Origin of the sequence: Paraburkholderia phenazinium (assembly GCF_900141745.1) — a bacterium.
Taxonomy (GTDB): Bacteria; Pseudomonadota; Gammaproteobacteria; order Burkholderiales; family Burkholderiaceae; genus Paraburkholderia; species Paraburkholderia phenazinium_B.
In genome coordinates this window covers 1,579,974-1,603,222 of the sequence record NZ_FSRM01000002.1, presented here as the reverse complement: position 1 = coordinate 1,603,222, position 23,249 = coordinate 1,579,974, and the positions used below count along the sequence as shown (strand labels likewise).

The 23,249-nt window shown below is 62.3% G+C and carries 8 protein-coding genes; 2 read left to right on the top strand and 6 right to left on the bottom strand.

Going from position 1 to position 23,249, the window contains the following annotated elements; genetic code table 11:
- Positions 1-12: 12 nt before the first annotated feature.
- A complete protein-coding gene (locus BUS06_RS27080) occupies positions 13-711 on the bottom strand; it encodes a pirin family protein (RefSeq protein WP_074267466.1) in 699 nt (232 codons plus the stop codon).
- Positions 712-887: 176 nt separating this feature from the next.
- Between BUS06_RS27080 and BUS06_RS27075 the strand changes: the two genes are divergently transcribed.
- On the top strand, positions 888-1,805 hold the full coding sequence (locus tag BUS06_RS27075) for a LysR substrate-binding domain-containing protein (RefSeq protein WP_074267465.1): 918 nt from the start codon (positions 888-890) through the stop codon (positions 1,803-1,805).
- A 29-nt stretch (positions 1,806-1,834) separates the two neighbouring features.
- On the opposite strand, the gene BUS06_RS27070 is transcribed toward BUS06_RS27075, so the two are convergent.
- The gene (locus BUS06_RS27070; protein WP_254368975.1) at positions 1,835-2,341 is read right to left on the bottom strand and encodes a TraR/DksA family transcriptional regulator; all 507 of its coding nucleotides are present in this window, start codon (positions 2,339-2,341) and stop codon (positions 1,835-1,837) included.
- Between the two features lie 105 nt (positions 2,342-2,446).
- On the opposite strand from BUS06_RS27070, the gene BUS06_RS27065 reads away from it, so the two are divergent.
- On the top strand, positions 2,447-2,764 hold the full coding sequence (locus BUS06_RS27065) for a DUF6566 family protein (protein ID WP_074267463.1): 318 nt from the start codon (positions 2,447-2,449) through the stop codon (positions 2,762-2,764).
- A gap of 130 nt (positions 2,765-2,894) precedes the next feature.
- Here BUS06_RS27065 and BUS06_RS27060 read toward each other — a convergent pair whose 3' ends face one another.
- From BUS06_RS27060 to BUS06_RS27045, 4 genes are all read right to left on the bottom strand, one after another.
- Positions 2,895-4,100, bottom strand: coding sequence for a porin (locus tag BUS06_RS27060; protein WP_074267462.1), 1,206 nt, complete (start codon positions 4,098-4,100; stop codon positions 2,895-2,897).
- A gap of 704 nt (positions 4,101-4,804) precedes the next feature.
- Positions 4,805-6,454: a cyclic peptide export ABC transporter gene (locus BUS06_RS27055; RefSeq protein ID WP_074267461.1), complete on the bottom strand. Its 1,650-nt coding sequence runs from the start codon at positions 6,452-6,454 to the stop codon at positions 4,805-4,807.
- Between the two features lie 76 nt (positions 6,455-6,530).
- Positions 6,531-14,570 (bottom strand): non-ribosomal peptide synthetase, encoded by an 8,040-nt coding sequence (locus BUS06_RS27050; RefSeq protein WP_074267460.1) that lies wholly within the window; start codon positions 14,568-14,570, stop codon positions 6,531-6,533.
- An 8-nt stretch (positions 14,571-14,578) separates the two neighbouring features.
- The gene (locus tag BUS06_RS27045) at positions 14,579-23,134 is read right to left on the bottom strand and encodes a non-ribosomal peptide synthetase (RefSeq protein ID WP_074269317.1); all 8,556 of its coding nucleotides are present in this window, start codon (positions 23,132-23,134) and stop codon (positions 14,579-14,581) included.
- Between the last annotated feature and the right edge of the window lie 115 nt (positions 23,135-23,249).

The window sequence follows — 23,249 nt, the reverse complement described above, 5'->3', positions numbered from 1 at the left end:
CAAGAAAGGGAATCAGCCGGCGTCCACCATCACCAGTTCTGAATCTTCAAGTGCTGAAATCTGCGCCGTGGCGATCGTCGTAATCGCCACACCGTCAAGCGGTCCAACCGGCTCGCCGTTCACTTCGATGCGCCCCGACGCCACCACGAGATAGGCGCGACGCGCTGGCGCCAATTCGTATCGAACGCTTTCGCCTGCCTTAAGCAGCGCGCCAAGTACACGCGCATCGGCTCGAATGGGAAGCGCACCTTCGTCGCCGCCAAACCCGCTGGCAAGGACTACGAAGCGCCCGGATCGGTCGCCTTTTGGGAAAGGCTTCGTATCCCACGCTGGTTCTCCACCGCTTTCACGAGGTCGCAGCCAGATCTGATAGAGCTTGAGCGGCACCTCGCCCCGATTGAACTCGGCGTGGCGTATTCCCTTGCCTGCGCTCATGACCTGGACATCGCCTGCGTTGATCACTCCCTCGGATCCCAACGTGTCCCGATGCCCGAGCAGCCCCTGACGCACGTAGGTGATGATCTCCATGTCACGATGTCCGTGCATCGGAAACCCGCTGCCAGCGGCGATCTCGTCGTCGTTCCAGACAATCAGGGGTCCCAGGGGAGCATGCGCAGGATTGCCGTCGGCGCTGACCGCGAAATGGTGTTTCGCACGCAGCCAGCCGTGGTCCGCCCTGTCCAATGATTCCCAACGCCTGTGTGTGAGCATGTCCGCCTCCGTTTCCCGCCACCGCGAATGCGGTGCAGGCCGCCTGTATGACCGGCCGGTTTCGGCGCGGGTACAGTTGATGAGGCACATGCTATATTTGCAACGAACCCGTGCATATCTCCTGTATTGGAATGCATCGTTGCCCAGGATAGAACGATAAAAGCGAGCTTGTGCCTATGAATGCGATCACCGACCTCAACGATCTTCGGCTCTTCGCAGAGGTGGTCGAGCACGGCAGCTACACGGCGGCCGCGCGCAACCTCGGCCTGCAGACGTCGAAGCTCAGCCGGCGCATTCGTGCTCTGGAAGAAGAACTTGGCGTCCGCCTGCTCAATCGCACCAGCCGGAGCCTGTCTTTGACGGAAACGGGGCGGCAGTTCCACCAGCATTGCCTCGCGCTCGTAGCGGAAGCCAACGCTGCCAAAGATATCGTGGACCGCACGCGCGCCAGGCCGCAGGGCACCGTCCGCATCGCCTGCCCCGTCGCCTTGCTTGAGTCCGGCATCTCCACGATCATCGCGCGATACGTCGAGGAGAATCCTGATGTCCAGGTTCTGCTGGATGCAACCAACCGCCGCGTAGATGTCGTCGAGGAAGGCCTGGACTTTGCGATCCGGGTCAGGCTTCCGCCGTTGGAGAACACCGATCTCGCGGTGCGCCAGTTGGGACTGTCGATCCGCATTCTGGTTGCCAGTCCGGCCTTGGCGGCGCGCTATCCGGCGCCCAGTTCGATCGAATCGGTGAAGGAATGGCCCACCGTTTCCATGGCCAGCAGCGGCGGGCGGTTTGTCTGGGACCTCGTCGACGCCGAGGGACACGCGACATCATGGGCGCATCGACCGCGCCTCGCCACCGACGACCTGGCCAGCCTCCGGGTCGCGGCGATATCAGGTGTCGGGGTGGCCATGCTGCCGAGGGAGCAGGTCGAGGCCGATATTCAGGCAGGCCGCCTGCAGCACCTGCTGCCAGGTCTGGCCAGCACGCCGGGTCTCGTGCATGCGATCTTCCCCACGCGCCGAGGCATGGTTCCGGCGGTGCGTCACCTGCTCGACGCACTCGTTTCGGGGTGCGAAGGTTTGAACCCGGCGCACTAGAGTGGCAAGTCAACCTCCTGCGCCACGACTCAGTTGCCGGCCTCCCGGCGCCCCTGTTCCTCAACCGTATAGATCGCCTCCGGCATCACCTCTAGCCGGCCTTTCGGAATCGGGTCGCCGCTTTTGTCCGAAAAGCCGTAGGTGCCCTCATCGATCTTCTGCAGGGCACGCTCGATGTCGCCGATGCGCAGGTCATTCGTGTTACGCAGCGACTGGTTGATTTCATCCTGCGCCATTCCTTGCGCGTCGTCCTCGAATTCTTCGGCCTCGTCGCCGTGCTCCTCCTGGGACGCACGCTCATCGGCAATCGTGCCCTCTTCTGTACCGAGCAATTGCCGACGCAGCGCCTCGAGACGCGTGCGTTGTTGCGCGATAAACGCCTCACTCAAGCCACCTGATTGATCCGGCATGGTGTTCTCCCTTACGGCAATAGACGGAACGCAGCGTGATCCGCGTTTCGCGATTTCGTCACATGAACGACCATCATCGCGCCGAAAGCATGCGGCCGCAATGCCTATACCGACGACGAATGCCATGAGCATGTCACGAACACGCGGAAGTGGCATGATTGGGCTCGGTCAGCGAGAAGCAACCGCGCAACCGCAAACGGGTTTCAATCAGGAACGTAAAAGGAGAACACGATGGCAGAGAGCACCGTTTCTTACGGCGGATATGAAATCGTTATATCCCCTGAGACCAACAAGTTCGGCGCCTGGGTCACAAGCGTGAGCCTGAAAGATAGCGCGGGAAAAGTTGTCGAACATCGTCCCATGACCGTTCAACCCGAATGGCGGACTGAAGCGGAAGCGATTAGAGACGCAGTCGAGTGGGGGAGCCGGTTCATCGAGCGTGAACTCAACACGCCGCGGTCGCACTCATGGGTGGTCGACCGGTCCCGTGCGGAAATCTGGTTTCGCGATGTGCAGGAAAAATCGCGTGGCCCCGAAATCGACGCGTAAAGCCAGAAGGCCGAGGAGTGCAACAGAACCCGGCGAGGCGGGTTCTGTTCGCGTTCAGAGGATTTTTGCGGGATTTTCATCCTGCAAAAATCCTCAAACGATAGGTCCTCGACGGTGCAACAATGCCCTATCAGAACTGGTGATTGATACCGATAGTCGCGCCGAACTGGCTACGGGACGACGCAGCAGATTGCTCAGCGATGGCCGCCGTCGCGGTAACCACCTTGCCGTTATCGATCGTCTGGCCGTTAGCCCGCTGGAACGCCTCCAGCACATAGATGCGAGTTCTCTTGGAAAGGTTATAGAGCTCGGTCAGGTTGATCTGCTGATAACTCGCGGCGTCCTGGACACCGTTGGCCTGGGTAGCACGCGTGTAGCTGTAGCCAACGGCCAGATCCCACGACACCACCGGCCGGTAATGGAGAACCGCGCCGCCCGTGTTGAAGATCGCGGTCGTCGAGAAGCCTGAGTTCGGACCCACGATATATTGCACATTCGAATAGGATGCCGAAACATCCCATTGCGGATTGAACTGATAGCCGCCGGTCACAGCGAAGCGTTGCTGCGCTGCCGCGTTCTGATAGCCGTTCGTGATGCTCGATTCACCCTGTTCGCCGGTGCCCGAGTAGGCGGTCGAACTCGAGCTCCAGGCACCACCGCCGCTCGTTGCATTGTCAAAGCGCGCAAAGCCGACGCCTATGCCCGCGCCGCCAGCCACGTATTGCGCACCGACGCTCCACGATGCGCCCGAATTGAAGGCGCCCGCTACTCCGCCCAACGCGTACATGCCGCTTATCTTCAACCCGGCGAATGACGGCGACGTGTAGACGAGGGCATTGTTGACGCGATAATCGGTATCGAGCGCGTCGAGGTCGCCCGGATGGGCGCCGAAGGCACCTGTCAGCCACGGCGTCGGACCGTATTGCGCGAGCATGTTGTAGTAAGGCGTGTACTGGCGCCCTGCCGTGAACGTACCGTAGGTATCGTTGGTCAGGCCCACCCAGGAAGCGCGGCTAAACATCAGGCCGGCCTTGCTCAATGCGCCGGTGTCGGCATTGAAACCCTCTTCGAGCTGAAAGATCGCCCTGGTGCCGCCGCCCAGGTCCTCAACGCCCTTGAAGCCGAAGCGCTCGCCACCCCACACCCCTTCAACCAGCTTGACCACCGATTGTCCACCCTTGGTCGCGCCAGTCGACGGAGCCTGGCTGCTCAGGTAACCCACCCCCGTGTCCACAATCCCGTACAGCGTGACGCTGCTTTGCGCAAACACCGTCCCTGTCGCAAGCATGGCCGTCATGCCAGCGAGTACAAACCCGGCTTCCTTGTAGCGTTTCATCTGATCATCCTTTGTTGTCGTTGGAGTTATGGCGGCATGTCATGCCGCACGAAATTGTCCGGCTGCCATCCCGGCACCCAGTTATCGCTCTCGTCGTCACGCATCTCCAGAAATGCCGTTCATGACGATAAGTTATCCTTATCACGTGTTTCGAACCCTGGTCTCCTGTCGGAAAGCGCGTTCGGATGTCGCAGGCTGGGACCGATGAAGCTTTCTTTGCTGTGTGAGCTTGTGTTCGTGCGGACGGGCGCTAGCGTTCAAAGCGTGGGTTGAAGTCGCACTGAGCCGGAGGCCGAGTCGTCGCTTCGAGCGACATCCACGGCGCGACATTTGACTGACAACCGCACCAAATTGAACGCGCTAACTCACTAAAATCCTGTTATTTGGGATTTTTCGCGGATTAGCGCCCTGACAACTTTACTGTCCCAGAAACTATCCGTAAGCGAACATACCGAACCACAGGCAATGATGTCAAGCAACTTGAGGTGAGCAGCAGATGTCGCTGCTTAGGGAGAAATGACGTAACTATTTGTTTTAATTTTAATATTTTATATACGTAAGGAAAACCCGAATGTGGTGATTCCGCATACGCTTAACATCATGAAGAAAAATATCGACTCGTAATACAACTATATTCTTACATCGGTCAGTGAGCCCGCATAGCCAGCAGCGCCGTTGTCCGGCCTTCTGCTGGCCCCGCGATCTCACTCCACCGCCGACCTTACCGGCTGATGGACGAGATCAGCGCCAGCACCTTCCTCCACAACCTGGCCGTAATCGAGCTTGATATAGCGATCCGCGAGTCCAAAGTAGCGATCGTCATGGGTGATCACCAGAACGGTTTTGCCTTTGACCTTGAGATCCGGCAGCAGGCGGCGATAAAACACATCCTTGAAGGTCGGATCCTGATCTGCGGCCCACTCGTCGAACACATAGAACGGACGGTCCTCGAGATACGCAACCATTAGCGCGAGACGTTTGCGCTGCCCCTGCGACAGATTGATCGTCGACAGCTTGCCGTCGCGAATCGTCACCTTATGCTCCAGATGCAGCAGTTCGAGCAGCTCCTGTGCATGAGCGTCCAGCCCCTCCAGATGCAGGCCATGCAACTGGTCGAACAGGAAGAAATCGTTGAAAACGACTGAAAAATGCTGACGGTAGATGTCGCGCTCGGCCTCGCCGACCGCCTGGCCATTCAGCAGGATTTCACCGCCTTCCGGCGCATAGAGGCCCACCAGCATCTTCGCAAGCGTCGTCTTGCCGCTGCCGTTGCCGCCAATCAGGTACACCAGCTCGCCCGGTTTGAACGCCAGGCTAACCGGCCCGAGCGTGAACACCTCGTTTTCTTTCTCGCGGAAATAGCGGTGCGTGACACCCTTCAGCGCGATGCTATCGAACGCGCGAGCCGATTCTGCGGGCAGCACGTTCTCACGAGGAAGGTCGCGGTTCACCTTGTCGACACGTTCTAGCGCCACCTTCGCCGAACCCAGCGAGGGAATCGACGACAGCAGGCTCTCGATTGCCGTGCTCATGTAGAGGAAGATCACCACGTAGCCCGACAGCACATGTCCTTGCACCGGATAGATGCGTGTCAGCAGAAACAGCACGCAGCCGATGAAGGCGAGGAAAATCATGCTGCCCCAGCTCGCGGCAGCCGTGTACAGCACATAGCCGTGCGTGCGCTGCACGCGCACCGCCTCGACACTCGTAGCGAGCGAGTCGTCGACGAACGCTTGTCTGCGGCGGCGATGTAGTTTGAGTTCTTTTGCCCCATCGAAGAGCGAGCGGAAGTCGCCCACCAGATCATCTTCCCGCTGACGCGAACTGCGCAGATGAAACATGGCACGTGTATTGGCCAGATGAAATCCCAGCGATCCGATCAGGATCGTCACCAGCGCAAACAGCAGGATTTGCCACGACAGATAGCCCAGATACGCGAGACAGCCCAGCACAATCGAAGTGTTCATCGCGAGTGTCGGCACGCTCAGGAAGAACACGACGATAGTGTCGAGATCCTGCGTCAGTACCGTCAACGCCTTTGCGCCGCCCTGGCGTTCGAGGTTCTGATAGGAAGCCTCAGTAACGCTGCGGATCGTCCTCATGCGTAGCGCCGCTTTGGTTGCCTGGCCGAGCCGCACGAAGAAGGTCTGCGACAGCGTTCGCGTGACGAGCACGGCGAGCGCCAGCAGCAGAAAGCGCCAGCCAAGCTCCGACAACTGGTCGGCCGAAGCGCCGAGCGCCTGATTGATGATCGCGATGAGCGCGGCATTGCTCAGACCGCCGACAACACTCGTTATCAGCGCGAGCAGTAGAATCCAGCGGGATTGCCGGACCAGGGTCAGTAGCAGGGACATGAAAACCTTGTTTTGAAGTAGTTGAAAACGTCCAGCGTATCGGTCAATGCGTTGCCAGTCAGATGCGAGGCCACCGTCATAGCTCCGCGAGAATGTCCTGCATTTCAGCCGCCATTGCATCATCGTCCTGCGCCACCCGGTTCGCGGACGCGAGCGTCTGCGCGAGGTGATACAGCGGCTGATTGTTCATCAGATCCGCCAATTGCGCTTCGATGCCTAACGTACTCCGGATTGCCGACTGCACCTGCATCGCCGCCAGCGAGTGGCCGCCGAGTTCGAAGAAGCGATCGCTACGGCCTACCTGCTGTACCTCGAGGACACTGGCCCAGATCGCGGCAAGCGCCTCTTCAAGCTGGCCTTGTGGCGGGTCGGCCGGTTCCGCGTCTGCCTGCATCAGCTCATGCGAACCGGGCATGGGCAGCGCGAGCCGGTCGATCTTGCCATTCGGGTTCAGCGGCAACGCGTCGAGCACGATCACCGCTGACGGCACCATGTAGTCCGGCAGCGTAGCAGCGAGGCCGGCGCGTAACGCGCGAACGTCGAGTTGCGCGCCCGGCACCGCTGCGACATAGGCCAGCACGCGCGCGCCGCCCGCGCCTTCGCGCACCACCGCCACTGCCTCGCGCACTTCACGCTGACACAATAGCGCCGATTCGATCTCGCCGAGTTCGATGCGGAAGCCGCGCACCTTCACCTGATGATCGATGCGGCCCAGATAGTCGAGCGTGCCACGAGCGTTCCAGCGCACCACATCGCCAGTTCGATACAACCGGCCACCAGGGGACGCCGCATGAGGATCGGCGATGAAACGTTCCGCCGTCAAGCCTGGGCGTCCATGGTAGCCACGTGCCAGCAGCGTGCCGCCGATGCACAACTCGCCGGCCACGCCGACCGGCACGGGATTAAGCTGTGCATCAAGGACCTGCAGCGAACGGCCGTCGAGCGGACCCCCAATCGAAATATGCGGCGGGATCTCAACACCTGTGCGCAGATAGGGCGAGCAATCGAATGCGCTCGCCGTGACCGTAGCCTCACTCGGCCCGTAGGTGTTCGCGAGCTCAACGTGTGCGAGGCCCGCCGTGCGCCAGGCGAGTACGCCGTCAGCCGGCATCGCCTCGCCGCCGGCATGCACCCTGCGCAGGCTCGCACAAGCGACGCGTGCACGCGGATTACTGGCGAAGTCCTGGGCCAGTGCGTTCCAGTAGGCAGTGGTGAGATCGGCAACCGTGATGCGTTGTTGTTCGACCTCATCGAGAAAGCGCTCGCTGCTCCATAGCTGCGGTCCACGCAGGATCAATGCAGCGCCTGCGCTCAGCGTCGCAAACACCTGTTCGACAAAGCCATCGAAATTGAACGTAGAGAACTGCAGGACGCGGTCGCTCGAAGTGACACCGAACAGATCGATCGATACCTGGGTATGCTGAGCAAGCGCACCATGCGTAATCCCGACGCCTTTCGGGCGGCCGGTCGAGCCTGAGGTATAGATCACGTAGGCGAGGTTGTCGCGCGATACGGTGCACGCAGGAGCGCGGTCCATCTCCTCATCCTCAGGACGGGCACCCGCCAGCGCCGACGCCTGCTGCACGTCGATGCTGGCTACGCCAAGCTCTGCGAGAGCGTCAGTGGACGCCCCGCCAGTCAGTGCCAGCTTGATCCCGCTATCCTCGATCATGAACGCGAGCCGCTCGGCCGGGTAGGACGGATCGAGCGGCACATAAGCGCCGCTCGCCTTCAGCACGGCAAGCACCGCGATGATCATCTCGAACGAGCGCTCAAGCGCAATGCCGACACGCGATTCCGCCCCGACGCCGGCCGCGCGCAGACGATGCGCGAGACGGTTGGCACGGCGTTCGAGCGTCGCATAGTCGAGCGATTCGCCGTCGAGCATAAGCGCCTGCCCGGCGCCCCGCATGGCTACCTGACGGCTGATGCGTTCGTGCACCAGCGGTGCCTGCTCAAGCCTGCCGCCCGCTCCCCGTTGCCGCAATTGCGCGAATTCGGCATCAGGCAACATTGTCAGCGCACCGAGCGGAGCCGCCGGATTCGCAACGAACGCGTCGATTAGCGCTACCAGGTGCGACGCCAGATGTTCGACCTGCGACGCATCGAAAGCGCTACACGTGTAGGCGAATTCGATCCGCAAAGTCTCGCCGTCCCGTTGCGCGCCGCTATGTTGTGCGTGTCGTCCGTGGGTAACCGACAGTGTCAGCGGATAACTCGTGCGATCCTCGCTACGCAGCCCGGAGAACTGCAACTCACGCGATGTCGCTGCTTCAAGGATCTCGTCGACCGGATAGTTCTCGAACACGACGATGCTGTCGAACAACGCCTGCCCGCCTTCCAGTTTCGCCCAGCGCTGGATGTCGTACAGTGCGACGTGCTCGTGTTCGCGTGCCGCTACGCCGTGCTGCTGAATCTGTTCGAGCCATGCACCGACGCTCAGCGAAGGTTGCGGCACGGCGATCACTGGGATCGTATTGATGAACAGACCGAGGGTGCGGTGCGCACTGGCCAACGCTTCGGGGCGACCGGCGACGGTCGCCCCGAAGCTTACCGTGCGCTGCCCCGTGTAACGCTGAAGCAACAGGAGCCAGGCCGCCTGCACCAAAGTGTTCAGCGTTACGTGCTGTGCTTTCGCGAAAGCGCTTAGCTGTGCGGTGTGCTCGGCATCCCAGATCCGCAACGTTGAAGCATGTGACTCCGCGCGTATAGTGCTGGTCGACTCGGGTGAATCGGCCCGGCTGGTCGCTGCGGCGGCAGCGTCCACGGCCTCTGGCTTCGGCAACGCGCTAGCCAGCAACGTCGAACCGTCGAGGCGGCCGGTCTGCGCTCGCCACCACGCCTCACTTGCATTCTGATCGCGGGACTGCAGCCACGCGATAAACTCGCGATAACGTCCGGGCGGCCCAACCTGCTTGCGGCCTTCATACTCACCCAGAACTTCCGCGAGCAATTGCGCGGCACTCCAGCCGTCGAGCAGCGCGTGATGAAAGGTCCAGACGAAGTGATAACGCGATGCGGCCGTACGGATCAGCGTCACGCGCCACAACGGTGGACGGCCCAGATCGAAACCGCTCTCGACCTGCGCGGCCGCATAGGCATCCAGCCGCGTTGCAAGCTCTGGCTCTTGCGCATCGCGCCAGTCTTCGATGAAGAACGGTAGCTCGATGTGGCGCGCCACCCACTGGCGAGGCGCATCCTCAAACGAAAGAAAGCCAGTGCGCAGAATGTCATGGCGCGCAGCAGCCGATTCCCACGCTGCCTGAAAGCGCACGCAGTCAAGTCGTTCGATGTCGACACGCAACTGGTTCACATACGCGCCGGACTGCTGCCCCAGCAGACTGTGAAACACAATGCCCGTCTGCATCGGCGCCAGCGGATACAGGTCTGCGATTTCGCCGGCGCCCACCGGCAAGTTGTCGAGCTGCGCCTGATCGAGCATGGCGATCGGAACATCCGATGGCGTCAGGCCGCACGCACCGCTTTCACAATGCGCGAGCACCGCCAGCAGTTCACGACGAATATCTTCCGCGAGCGTGTCGAGCGTGCTCGCATCGTAACGGTCGCCACGTGCGTGCAGTAGCGTCAACGACAACTCGCCACCGTGCACCTGGCCTGCGATTTCGAGCGCGTGCGTACTGCCACTGCGTTCGTCGTGCGTGTGGCCGGTGCCTTCGCTCGCCAGTTGCCAGCCACCGTCGCCAGCGAGCGTGCCGTCGAACTGACCGAGGTAGTTGAACAGCACCTCTGCATGACCGACTTCCGATAGCGCCGCACGTTGTTCTGGAGTTCCCAGATATTTAAGCATACCGAAGCTCATTCCGCCGTGCGGTACTTCACGGCGCGCTTCCTTCACGCGCTTTAACGCAGCGCCGATCTCGCCACTAGGGTCGAGCCGGAATGGATAGACCGCCGTGAACCAGCCCGTGGTGCGGCTCAGGTCTGCCGCGCCGAAATGTGTCTCACGGCCATGTCCTTCGAGATCGATACGCAACACGTCCCGTTTGGCGAAGCGACACAAGGCACGACCGCTTGCCAATAGCAACAGATCGGCGAGCTGGGTTCGATAGGCCACCGACGCATCGCGCATCAAGCGGCCCGTCGTGGCAGCGTCGAAGCGCACGGTGGAGCTGACTGGAGCAAAGGATTGTGGCCCGACGCCGCCACTATCGCCTATCGAACCCGCGGGCAGCGCGACCGGAACATCGGCCAGCGCCTGCCACCTGGCGCTGTATCGTTCAATCTCCGGCTGACGTGCAGCGTGCTGCAACTGGCGGGCGAACGCCTGATACGAGGTGGTACGCGCGGGCAACGACACTGCCTCGCCCGCAACCAGTTGCGTGTATGCGCGCCGCAGATCATCGAGCAGGATGCGCCACGACACGGTATCGATGACGAGGTGATGGATCGCGATGAACAGACGCCAACTGCCGTCCTCGATACGCATGGCAAGTGCTCGCAACAGCGGCCCGCGTGTCAGATCAAGCGTGCGCTGCGCGGCGTCGCAGAGTGTCTCGATGGCGGATGTACGCACGCTGCTCTCAACCTGCAGCATGGGCGCTGACTCCACGGGCGCGTATTGCTGACGCCAGCTAAAGCCGTCCGATTGCGCCGGCTCGCACGGCACGAAGCGCAGACGCAACGAATCATGATGTGCGACGACAGCGTGCAATGCCTGTTCGAGACGATCGGTGTCGACGGCCTCATCGAGGCGCAGCAACACCGCCTGGTTCCAATGATGACGTTCCGGCAGCGGCTCCGCAAAAAAACGCGCCTGAATCGGCAGCAACGGAGCCGGTGCTTGCGGATCTATTGTGGTGGATGCATTGCGGTCGTCCGGCAGCGCTTCGTCTGGAGCGACTGCGCAGGCCGCGAGTTGCGCAATCGTCTGCTGTTCGAAGATCTGCCGGGCGGTCAAAAGAAGTCCGGCCTGACGCGCACGCGCAACGATCTGCAGTCCCATGATCGAATCGCCGCCCAGCTCGAAGAAATTCTCATGACGCCCGATCCGCTCACGCCGCAGCAACTGTGCCCAGATATCCGCCAGGCGCTCTTCGACAGTGCCCTGCGGAGCGTCGTCGTTCGCCGGCGCGCATGCTTGCGTGGGGGTAGGCAATGCATGCCGGTCCACCTTGCCGTTCGCGTTGAGCGGCAACGCGTCGAGCACCATCACGACGCTGGGCACCATGTAGTCGGGCAGCGTCGCGGCCAGTCCCGCGCGCAGCGCGGCCGTATCCAGCGAGTAGCCCGGTAGCCCGCTCACATAGCCCACCAGCCGCGTGCCACCCGGTCCCTCCTGCGCGTCCACCACGGCGTCGCGCACACCGGGCTGGGCGCGCAATTGCGCTTCCACTTCCCCCAGCTCGATACGAAAACCGCGCACCTTGACCTGATGATCGATGCGTCCGATGTACTCCAGCTCGCCGTCGCTGCGCCAGCGCACCAGATCGCCGGTCCTGTAGAGCCGCGCGCCCGGGTCGCCGGAAAACGGATCGGGCACGAAGCGTTCGGCCGTCAGTCCCGGCCGGCCCAGATAGCCGCGCGCCATACCGGTGCCACCCAGATATAACTCGCCAGGCAGACCTGACGGTACCCGGTTCATCTGCGCGTCGAGAACCCAGGCGCTGCGCTCGCCGACTGGCCGGCCAATCGGTGCGTACGCGCTGTCGAACCGGGCGTCGGCGTCAGGCTGCCAGAGCGTCGGTGTCACCACGGTTTCCGATGGCCCGTAGGCGTTGTAAATCCGCTGCGGATTCAGGTGCGTGCGCACTGCCTCGAAGCCCGCCCTCGACCATGCTTCGCCGCCCGCGATGCAGGCCCGCAGGCTCACCGCGCCGGTCTCCGTGACCCGGGCAAACGCGTCGAGATACGCAGGCGGCAGATAGAGCACTGAGACGTTCTTCGAGCGAATCTCGTGGACGAGCCGCTGCGCCGACCACACCTCGTCGTCGCGTAGTACGATTGCCGCCCCGTTCATCAGGGGCACGAGGAACTGCTCTGCGGCAGCGTCGAAACTGACCGAAGCAAAATGCAGAAGGCGGTCCGCGGCACTCATGCCGTAGCATTTCCCGACGGCATGGCAATGCGCCGCAAGTGCTCCGTGTGCAACCGCGACGCCCTTCGGCCGCCCGGTCGAGCCGGATGTGTAGACGACGTACGCGAGATTGTCGGCATGCGGCGTGAGCAGCGGATTCCCCGCAGGTTCGTTCGAGACATCGAGGGTATCGAGATCGAGCATCCGTCCCGCGCCGGATACAGGCAGGTGCGCGACGGACGCCCGATGCGTCTGCACGAGCAGCAGTTCGATACCGCTATGGTCGATCATGTAAGCGAGGCGCTCTGCCGGATACGCCAGATCGAGCGGCACATAGACGCCGCCCGCTTTCAGGATCGCGAGCTGCGCAACCAGCATCTCAGGCGAACGTGCCATTGCAAAGCCGACCCGAACCTCCGGTCCAACACCCTCGTGGATCAGACGTGCGGCGAGCCGGTTGGCGCGCTCGTTCAATTCGCTGTAGCTGAGTTGCACGTCGCCACACAGCAAGGCCACTGCATCGGGCTGCGCCTCTACATGCATTTCGAATGACCGGTGCACTAGCGGCATGCCAGCGGCCACGTCAACCCGGTGCGCCAGGAATTGCGATGGCTGGCACTCCGCGGGATCTGATAACTCAATGTCTATGAGCGCCTGGGCGGGATTCTCTGCCAACCCGCTCAGCACCTTCACATAGTGACGGCCGAAACGTTCGATCGTCTCTTTATTGAACAGATCCCTCGCATAAATCAGTTGTGCCGATAAATTCCCGTCGGAGGCCTCGACGATATTGAGCGTTAATTCGAAAGCCGCAGCACCGTCGGTCAGTTCGTACCATTCGACAGTCAGCCCGGGCAGCGCGTCGAGCACCCGGTAGTCACTGTGCAGATGACTGAACATCACCTGAAACAGCGGGTTATGGCTCAGACTGCGCTCCGGCTGCAGCGCATCCACCAGTACATCGAACGGTAAATCCTGGTGCGCCTGTGCGCCAACCGTCGCCTGCCGGGTACGCTCGAGCAGTTCACCTAGCGTGTCGCGGCCGGCGATCTCGGCGCGCAGCACCTGCGTATTGACGAAGAAGCCGATCAGCGGCTCCGTTTCGACGCGGTTGCGGTTCGCGACCGGAACGCCTACACGGATGTCGCGCTCGCCTGTGTAGCGGTGCAGCAGCGCCTGGAATGCGGCCAGCAACACCATGAACGGTGTCGTCGAACTGCGCTGCGCGCGCTCGCGGACGGCCTGCGCCAGTTCGGGCGGCAGCGTCACGCCATGGCGGCCTGCCGTGTACGACGCGTGCGCCTGGCGCGGTGCGTCCGTCGGTAATGCCAGCACGGGATGCGTCGTGCCCAGCGTATCGCGCCAGTAAGCGAGCTGCTTTTCCTGCTCGCCTGCTTCGAGCCACTCGCGTTGCCAAGCCGCGTAGTCTGCGTATTGCACGGGCAACGCATGTGCGGTCAACGGTTCGCTCATTACTGCTGCGCGGTAATGCTCCACCAGTTCTTCCAGCAGAACCTGTATCGACCAGCCGTCCGAGACGATGTGATGCAGCGACAGAACCAGCAGGCTGCGGCCTGCTTCGCCTTCGCTGCGGTACAGGGCGGCACGCAACAATGGACCGGCCGCCAGATCGAACGGCTCGCTCGCCAGTGCGCGCGCAGCCGTGTTGATCTGTGTGGCCGGCAAAGTAACTTCGCGCCAGTTGAGCTGAGCATGTGCATCTATCTGTTGTTCGACCCGGCCTGCTTCGTTTGCTACGAAGCGTGTGCGCAGCACTTCATGACGCGCCACGATTGCTTCAAAACTCGCGCGCAACGCAACCGCATCGACCTCGCCGGTCAGCCACAGCCCACCTGCCACGTGATACGCACTGCTCTCACGATCAAGCTGCCACAAGAACCATTGCCGCTGCTGAGCGTATGAAACCGGCAGTTTTTGTTCGGACACCCGCGCCCGCGCAAGAATCGGTAACTGCGCTGGCGTTACGCCCTGCTCGTTCATCCTCTGCCAGAACAGACGACGCTTGTCCGGCGACAACTCGATGAAGCGCTCGGCAATGCGTCGCGCGGTGTCTTTTTCCATGAATCTGCTCAAAGGGTGTCGATAAAGAGATCGAGGCCACGCAGCGCCTCGTCATTGTTCTCACCTTGACGCGTACGATCGATAGCCGCCGCCTGCTCATGCAGCGTCGCCGCTTCGAACAACGTGGCGAGCGGCAGGTTCGCGTTCAGTTCGAGCGCGATCCGCGCGTTCAAACGCACCGCGAGCAGCGAATGGCCGCCCAGCGCGAAGAAATCATCGTGACGTCCGACGCGTGCAGCGCCTAACAACATCGACCAGATCGCCGCGAGTTGCGCCTCGACGCCCTCACGCGGCGCCTCCCAGGTCACCTCGCTCGCGGCCTCCGAAGAAGGCTGCGGCAAAGCGCGCCGGTCCACCTTGCCGTTCGCATTCAGCGGCATCGCCGCGAGCGGTATGATCCGCCAGGGCACCATATAGTCGGGCAAACGTCGCGCAAGCTGCACCCGCAACGCGGCAGCGTCAAGCGACTCGCCCACCGCGTACGCAATCAGTCGGCCATCGTGCGCAACGACCACGGCTTCGCGAACACCGGTCTGTGCAGTCAACGCCGCCTCGATCTCGCCTAACTCGATGCGAAAGCCACGGATCTTTACCTGGTGATCGAGCCGCCCCAGATAGTCGAGCGCGCCATCGGCACGCCAGCGTACCAGGTCTCCGGTACGGTAGAGGCGCGCGCCGGGCGTACCGCCAAGCGGGTCCGGCACGAAGCGTTCCGCCGTCAGCCCCGGCCGGCCCAGATAACCACGCGCCAGTCCGGCGCCGCCAAGGTATAACTCACCGGGCACACCCTGCGGCACAGGCTCCATCCGCGCATCCAGCACCCAGGTTTGCGTAGCCGCAATTGGCCGGCCGATCGGCACCGGACGCCCGGCTTCTGCGACGCAAGTCCACGCGGTGACATCGATCGCGGCTTCGGTGGGCCCATACAGGTTGTGCAAAACCACCTGTGGCATTGCTTGGGAGACCTTTACTTGCAGATCGGCCGGGAGCGCTTCGCCGCTGCATACGATTCTCGCAAGTGTCTCGCCGCAGCGTGATGCCTCTCCGCTCGCGATGAACGCCTGCAGCATCGACGGTACGAAATGCAGCGTGCTCACCCGGTAATCGCGGATGGCTGCCGCCAGCCGCTGAGGATCGCGATGCGCGTCCGGCGCCGCGATCGCGAGTCGTGCACCCACCATCAGCGGCCAGAAGAATTCCCAAACGGAGACGTCGAAGCTGAACGGTGTCTTTTGCAGCACCGTTTCACCACGTTTCAGGCCGTAGGTCTGCTGCATCCAGACCAGACGGTTCCATAACGCGTCGTGACGGTTGCCCACACCCTTCGGACGGCCGGTCGAACCCGACGTATAGATCACGTAGGCGAGATTCGCGCCGTGCAACGGGATGTCGTTGAGATCGGATGTTGCGTACGCATCGGCGTCGATCGATTCCAGTTCGACGCGGCGCACGCCGTCTACCTCTGGCAACGAGATGCCGCCGTGGGTCAGCAACAGGTCAATGCCGCTATCGTCGATCATGTACGCGAGGCGCTCGGCCGGGTACGAAGGATCGAGCGGCACGTAGGCCGCGCCTGCCTTCATGATGGCGTAGAGCGCGACGACCATCTCCAGCGAGCGATGCGCTGCCATACCGACACGCGATTCGACGCCAACGCCCTGCGCACGCAGCCAGCGCGCAAGCTGGTTAGCTTGCGCGTTCAGTTCGCCATAACTCAGGACCTGCTCGCCAAAGAGCAAAGCGGCCGCGTCCGGATGTACGGTGGCATGATGTTCGAAGGCACGGAACACCGGCTCGTAGCCCACGTAACGAGTCGAATTGCGGCTCCAGTCTGCGAGGATGGAACGTTCCGTGTCGTCGGCTAGCACGATCGCGTCGACCGTTTCGTTTAGTCCGTCGGTGTGTCGCGAGAACGCTTCGAGCAGCCGCTGGTAATGGCGAGTCAGACGCTGCACAGTCGACTCGTGGAACAACTCCTGCGCGTAGGTGAATTCGAGCGTCAGCGTGCCGTCTTCCTCTTCACGTGTATCGAGCATCAACTCGAACTGCGCCATCGTGCCCGGAAGCCGGTAAGGCTCGATGGTTAGATCAGGCAGTTGCTGCAGCACACGCCAGTCGCGTCGCTGATGATTGAACATCACCTGGAACAACGGGCTGTGGCTCAGACTGCGCTCGGGGCGCAGCGCGTCCACCAGGACATCGAACGGGAGTTCCTGATGGGCTTGCGCGCCTTCGGCTGCGTTGCGTACCTGGGTCAGCAGAGTCCCTAATGTGGTCGCGCCGTCGATCTGGCTGCGCAGCACCTGCGTGTTCGCGAAGAAGCCGATCAGCGGCTCCGTTTCGACGCGGTTGCGGTTCGCGACCGGAACGCCTATGCGGATGTCGCGCTCGCCTGTGTAGCGGTGCAGGAGCGCCTGGAATGCGGCTAGCAACACCATGAACGGTGTCGTCGAACTGCGCTGCGCGCATTCGCGGACCGCCTGCGCCGGTTCGGGCGGCAACGTCACGCCATGGCGGCCTGCCGTGTACGACGCGTGCGCCTGGCGCGGTGCGTCCGTCGGTAATGCCAGCACTGGATGCGTCGTGCCCAGCGTATCGCGCCAGTAAGCGAGCTGCTTTTCCTGCTCGCCTGCTTCGAGCCACTCGCGTTGCCAAGCCGCGTAGTCTGCGTATTGCACGGGCAACGCGTGTGCGGTCAACGGTTCGCTCAGTACCGCTGCGCGGTAGTGCGCCACCAGTTCTTCCAGCAGCACCTGTATCGACCAGCCGTCCGAGACGATGTGATGCAGCGTCAGGACCAGCAGGCTGCGGCCTGCTTCGCCTTCGCTACAGTACAGGGCGGCACGCAACAATGGACCTGCTGCCAGATCGAACGGCTCGCTCGCAAACGCGCGCGCTGCTATATCAATCTGTGCGGCCGGCAAAGTAGCTTCGCGCCAGTCGAGCTGAGCATGCGCATCTATCTGTTGTTCAACCCTGCCTGCTTCGTCTGCTACGAAGCGCGTACGCAGCACTTCATGACGCGTTACGATCGCTTCAAGACTCTTGCGCAACGCAACCGCGCTGAGTTCGCCCCCCAGCCACAGCCCACCTGTCACGTGATACGCACTACTCTCGGGGGCTAGCTGCCATAAGAACCACTGTCGCCGCTGCGCAAAGGACGCTTCCGTGCGCGCCCTCACTGTATCGGGCAGACGCTTGATCGAAGGCTGTCGATGAGCATCCTGCTTAGCCGCTCCACCCTTCGACTCCGCGTGAAGCGCAAGTTCGGCCAGAGTCCGCCGCTCGAACAACTGCTTCGGCGTGAGCCACAATCCAGCCTTACGCGCTTTCGCAACGACCTTGAGGCCAAGAATCGAATCGCCGCCGACTTCGAAGAAATTCTGTCCCCGGCCGATCGGGCCCGGTTCGATACCGAGCACTTCCGCCCAGATCTGCGCGAGTGTGAGTTCGGTTGCCGTGCGAGGTGCATCGACGTTAGTAGTATCTGGGCCTGCGGTCAGCTCAAACTGCACTTGCCGATTTTCGTCGAGCACCGCCTGCAGCGCGGCGCGGTCGAGCTTGCCGTTGGCGTTCAGCGGCAGCGCATCGCGCGCGATGGTCTCCGCCGGCATCATGTAGTCGGGCAGCGCGCGGGCAGCGTCGACCATCACGGCATCGAGTGCACGGCTCGTCACGACAAACGCCGCCAGGCGTTTTCCCGACGACGCGTCGTATGTCAGCACCGCGACATCTTGCACGCCATCCACGCGAAGGATCTCGCGCTCGACCTCGCGCGGTTCGACGCGATAGCCGCGAATCTTCACCTGATCGTCCACTCGACCGAGGTATTCGAGCAGGCCGTCGGCGCCGCGACGTCCTCGATCGCCGGAGCGATAGAGGCGAGCACCGGGCACTAGCGGATCGGGCACGAAGCGTTCAGCCGTGAGGCCAGCGCGACCATGATAGCCGCGCGCGACACCCGGTCCACCGAGGTACAACTCACCCTCAGCGCCTCGCGCCACTGGCTCCATCCGATCATCGAGCAGGTAGATGTGGGCGTTGGGCAGCGGCGCACCCAAGGGCAAATCGCGGCCTGATTGCGACGCTTTCGGGAGAGCGTGCATCGCGATGCCAATCGTCGTTTCCGTTGGCCCGTAGTGATTGAAGATTCGACAGGTCGGCTGGAGCGCACTGAGACGTTCGAGCAACGCGGCGGGCGTCGCCTCGCCGCCGGCAATCAGCGCATGTGTCGGCAGAACATCGCGAGGACGCGCTGCGGACAGCAATGCGGCCAGGTGGCTCGGCACGATCTTCAGTACACCGATCCGGTGCTCGGCCATATAGTGCGCGAATCCATCGGGGTTGAATGCGAGGTCCTGTGCAAGCAGATGCAGCGTGCGTCCTGAGCACAGCGCGCCAAATAGCACCGTATGGCCGAGATCGGCGGCAGGGGTAGACACCATCGCAAACGACGCGTCCGCGTCGACCTGCAATGTCGTGAGCATCCCGTTCACGTAGTTTGCGAGACCACCATGGGTAACGACGACGCCCTTCGGTTCACCCGTCGAACCTGAGGTGTAGATCATGTACGCCGCTCGGTCTGCGTGCGGTGGGCGGCGTGAACGTGGTGCCGGTTCGGTGGAAGCGATCTGGTACGCTGACGAAGCCGTTAGGTCGTGTTGCAGCGCGAGCGTTGAGATGCTCGACGCGATACTAGTCAGGGCCGCCGGCAAGGCGCCTGCATGGAGCAACACAACTGCGCCGCTGTCCGCGATCTGCGTGGCGATCCGTGCGGGCGGCATCTGCGGATCGAATGGCACCCAGGTTGCGCCGGCCTTGAACGCCGCCAGCATGCCAAGCACCTGTTCGATCGAGCGGCTGGCCAGCACGCCAACGCGCGCTTCATCGCCTACACCGAGAACGTCAAGTTGGGCCGCGAGCGCTTCTGCTGCGGCGTCCAGTGCACCGAATGTCACACTGCGCTTGCCGTCGTAAAGAGCGATGCGTTCGGGGTGACGTGCGACGCTGGCATCCCACAGCGCCAGCACGTCTTGCGTAGTGTACGCGTCCTGTGGATTGGTGATGTTCTGAACGTTGCTTGCGCGTCGCCCGGTAGTCGCGCCGCAATGCATCAGCTCCGTAACTGAGCTCGCTACATGTCGCTCCAAAGGCGTATCGGGCGCCCCGCCGAGTCGCTCCGCCAACTCAGTAAACAAGCCCGCAAAGCGTTCAGCAAACGCGGTGTCGAACACCGTATCGTCATACGCGAGCAAGCAGTCAATCGCTTCACCGGTGCGGGTGAAATCAAGTGCAAGGTCGAAATGAGGTGCGTCATTCAACAACACATGAAGCCGCGCGTCGAGTGGCGCGAACGCGGCTTCGGCGAATGGCTGCTGTTCGGTCAGCTTGACCTGGAACAGCGCGGCCCCGCTTGCGCGGTTCGGCAGCAGCGCGCTGACGAGCCGATCGAATGGCACATCCTGATGTTCCTGCGCAGCCAGCACGGTTTCGCGTACGGCATCGACGAGCGCGCCGAAATCGCGATGCGCGTTCATGCGCGTGCGCATTACCTGCAGATTGACGAAGTAGCCAATCATCGACTGCGCTTCGGGAAGCTTGCGCAGTGACATCGGCGCGCCAACGCGAATGTCGTGCCGGCCGCTCAGACGTTGCAGGGTGACATTCAGGACTGCGAGCATCGTCATGAAGAGCGACGCGTGCCGAGTTGCGCCAACGCGTTTTAGCGTCGCTGCGGTACGGGCAGGAAGCGAGAAGGTCAAACTGCGTTGATGCCCTGCAAGGCTCGTAACATCTGCGACTGAAATCGCAGCACTTGAAGCGGGTCGTGCAAAGAGTTGCGCTGCGGCAGCGGGATCCCCGTCCGCAGCGAGTTGAGTACGCCAGTACTCGAGCTGGCGCGCAAGCGCAGCGGAATCGAGCGTGGCACGCTCCCACGCGACATAATCCACGTGCTGTAGCTGAGGCTCGATGCTCGATACCACTGAAACCGCGCCGGCCAGTTGCGCACGATAGGCGTCCGCCAGCGACGTCAGCAACACGTTCACCGACCCGCCATCTGCGATGATGTGGTGGAGTGCAAGCAACAGGCGATGCTCACGTCCACCGATGCTGACCAGGTGAGCGCGCAATAGCGGCCCGTGTTCGAGATCGAAGGGCTGTCGGGCCACCTGCTCGACCAGTGCATCGAGCGTAGCCTCACGTTGTGCGGCAGGCGAGCCGGTTTCAAGCCGCGTCACGGGTAACAGCACGCGCATGCCGCCCTCGATGACCTGCACGGGCTCACCGTCGTCGCCAAGCGTGAAATGGGCGCGTAGGATTTCATGGCGTCGTACCACGTCGTCAAACGCACGCTGCAGGGCGCCCAGATCCAGTTCACCTGTTAAATGCAACTCGCCGCTCATGTTGTAAGCGGCACTCGCGGGGTCATGGTGCCACGTCAACCAGAGGCCTCGTTGGGCATCGGAGGCGCGTGTCTGCGTCCGCTGGTCGTCAGAGAGACGCGCTACCACCAACTCCGGCGACACCGCTCCTTGCGCGCTCCTCTGCTCGATTAGTGCAGCAGCGTCCCTGAAAACGGGCGCACCAAAGACATCGCGCGGCGTGTAATCGATCGCCCAGCGCGCCCGCGCAGAAGCAGCCAGTTGCACCGCCGCGAGCGAGCTGCCGCCGAGTGCAAAGAAGCTGTCTTCGCGAGCAGGGCGCTCCTGCGGCAAGCTCAATGCATCACGCCACAGCGCGGCAAGCTCCTGTTCAAATCCGGCCAGCGGCGCTAACAATGCAGACTCGGCCACAGTAGCGCCATCATCACGCAAGGCATTCGATTCAACCCGACGTCCCTGCTCAAAATAAGCATAGGCGTCGAGCGAACGCTGCTGCCAACCGCGCACACAGGCCGCTCGCTGTACCTTACCGCTCGACGTCTTCGGCAACCCACCTGGATTCAGCAGCACAACGACACCCGCCGGTTCACCGCAAGCAAGTGCGACTGCTTCGCTCAGCGCAGCCGAAATCGCCTCCGCCGGCGCGAGCTTCTGCATGTTGCGCGAGACTTCCGCAGCGATGCCAATGCCTTCCTGACCATCGATCTCAACTGCAAACGCCGCGACGCGACCACGACGCACCAGTTCGACCTCGCGCTCGATCGCGAGCTCAAGATCCTGTGGATACACGTTGCGACCACGCACGATCAGCAGATCCTTGATGCGCCCGGCGACGTAGAGTTCGCCCTCGTGCAGAAAGCCCAGGTCGCCCGTGCGCAGCCAACGTGAGCCGTCGCGCTCGACGAACGTACGAGCGCTGTCCTCGGGCCGACGCCAATAGCCAGCCGCCACGCTCGGACCTCGCACGAGAATCTCGCCGATCTGCCCTGCACCCAGCTCAATGCCACTCTCGCTATCGACGATTGCCAACGCATGGCCGTTCACAGGCTTGCCGCATGAAACGATGGGTATGCCATCGCCATCCCCGGCGCCTTCGCCTTCGGCACGACCGGCTGCGAGTCCAGTCGCAGAAAATGACGGCGCACGAGGACCACTCCCCGGCGCAATGCCGCTGACATAGAGCGTAGCCTCAGCCAGTCCATAACACGGAAACAACGCATGCGGATCGAACCCGACGCCAGCGAAGCGTCCAGCAAAAACCTCCAGAGTGGCCTTTCGAACCGGCTCCGAGCCAGAGAATGCGAGCCGCCACGAGGACAGATCTAAAGCTGCACGCTGCTCTTCGCTGACGCGATCGGCGCACAACCGGTACGCGAAGTCAGGACCACCCGAGATCGTGCCGCGATGACGCGCGATTGCTTCGAGCCATCTCACCGGCCGTTCGAGAAAATACTGCGGCGACATCAGCACCAGTGGAATCCCGCTAAACACAGGCTGCGATAGCGTTCCGATCAGACCCATGTCGTGATACAGCGGCAGCCAACTCACAAACACGTCGTTCTCGCGAACACCAAGGCCTTCGCGGATGGCCAGCTCATTGGCCCACAAACTGCCATGTGTAACCATCACACCCTTGGGTGCCGATGTCGAACCTGAGGTGTACTGCAGAAATGCGATGTCGGACGGCACGGCGCGATGCGGCTCGAAGGAACTCGATGCGTCGCTGCCCAGATCGAGCGTGTCCACCATTATGATTTCAGCGCGTGGTGCGATCTTCTCAAACGCATCGCGAAGTTTGCCGGCAAGCGCGGCAGTCGTCAGGATGAAGCTAGCTCCCGCATCTGCGGCGATCGACTCGAGGCGCGAGAGATGTTGTCCGCGCAACGACTCGGGCGGATAAGCCGGCACTGCGATAACGCCTGCGTAGAGGCAGCCGAAAAACGCTGCTACGTAATCGACACCGCTGTCCATCAACAGAAGCGCACGCGGTGGCATATGGGCTGCTTCCGCATCCGCCTCGCCATCCACCCCGTGCAAGACTGCGCCAATTGCCCGTGCGCGCCGGTCCAGGCCCGCATAGTCATAGCGCTTCTCACCGCTGGCATCCAGCGTCACCAGCGCGGTGCCGGTCGCGCGCGATACGCTCAATGCGCGCAAGCGTTCGATCATGTTCTCAGTCATTTCACCATCTCGTGTGGCAGGCCGCGCCCGTTGCGGCGATTCGGGCAATGCGTCACCCACTCGCTCAATCTTCGCCGCGTTCACGACGCGCACGGCGTTCGCGTTCGTGCTCGGT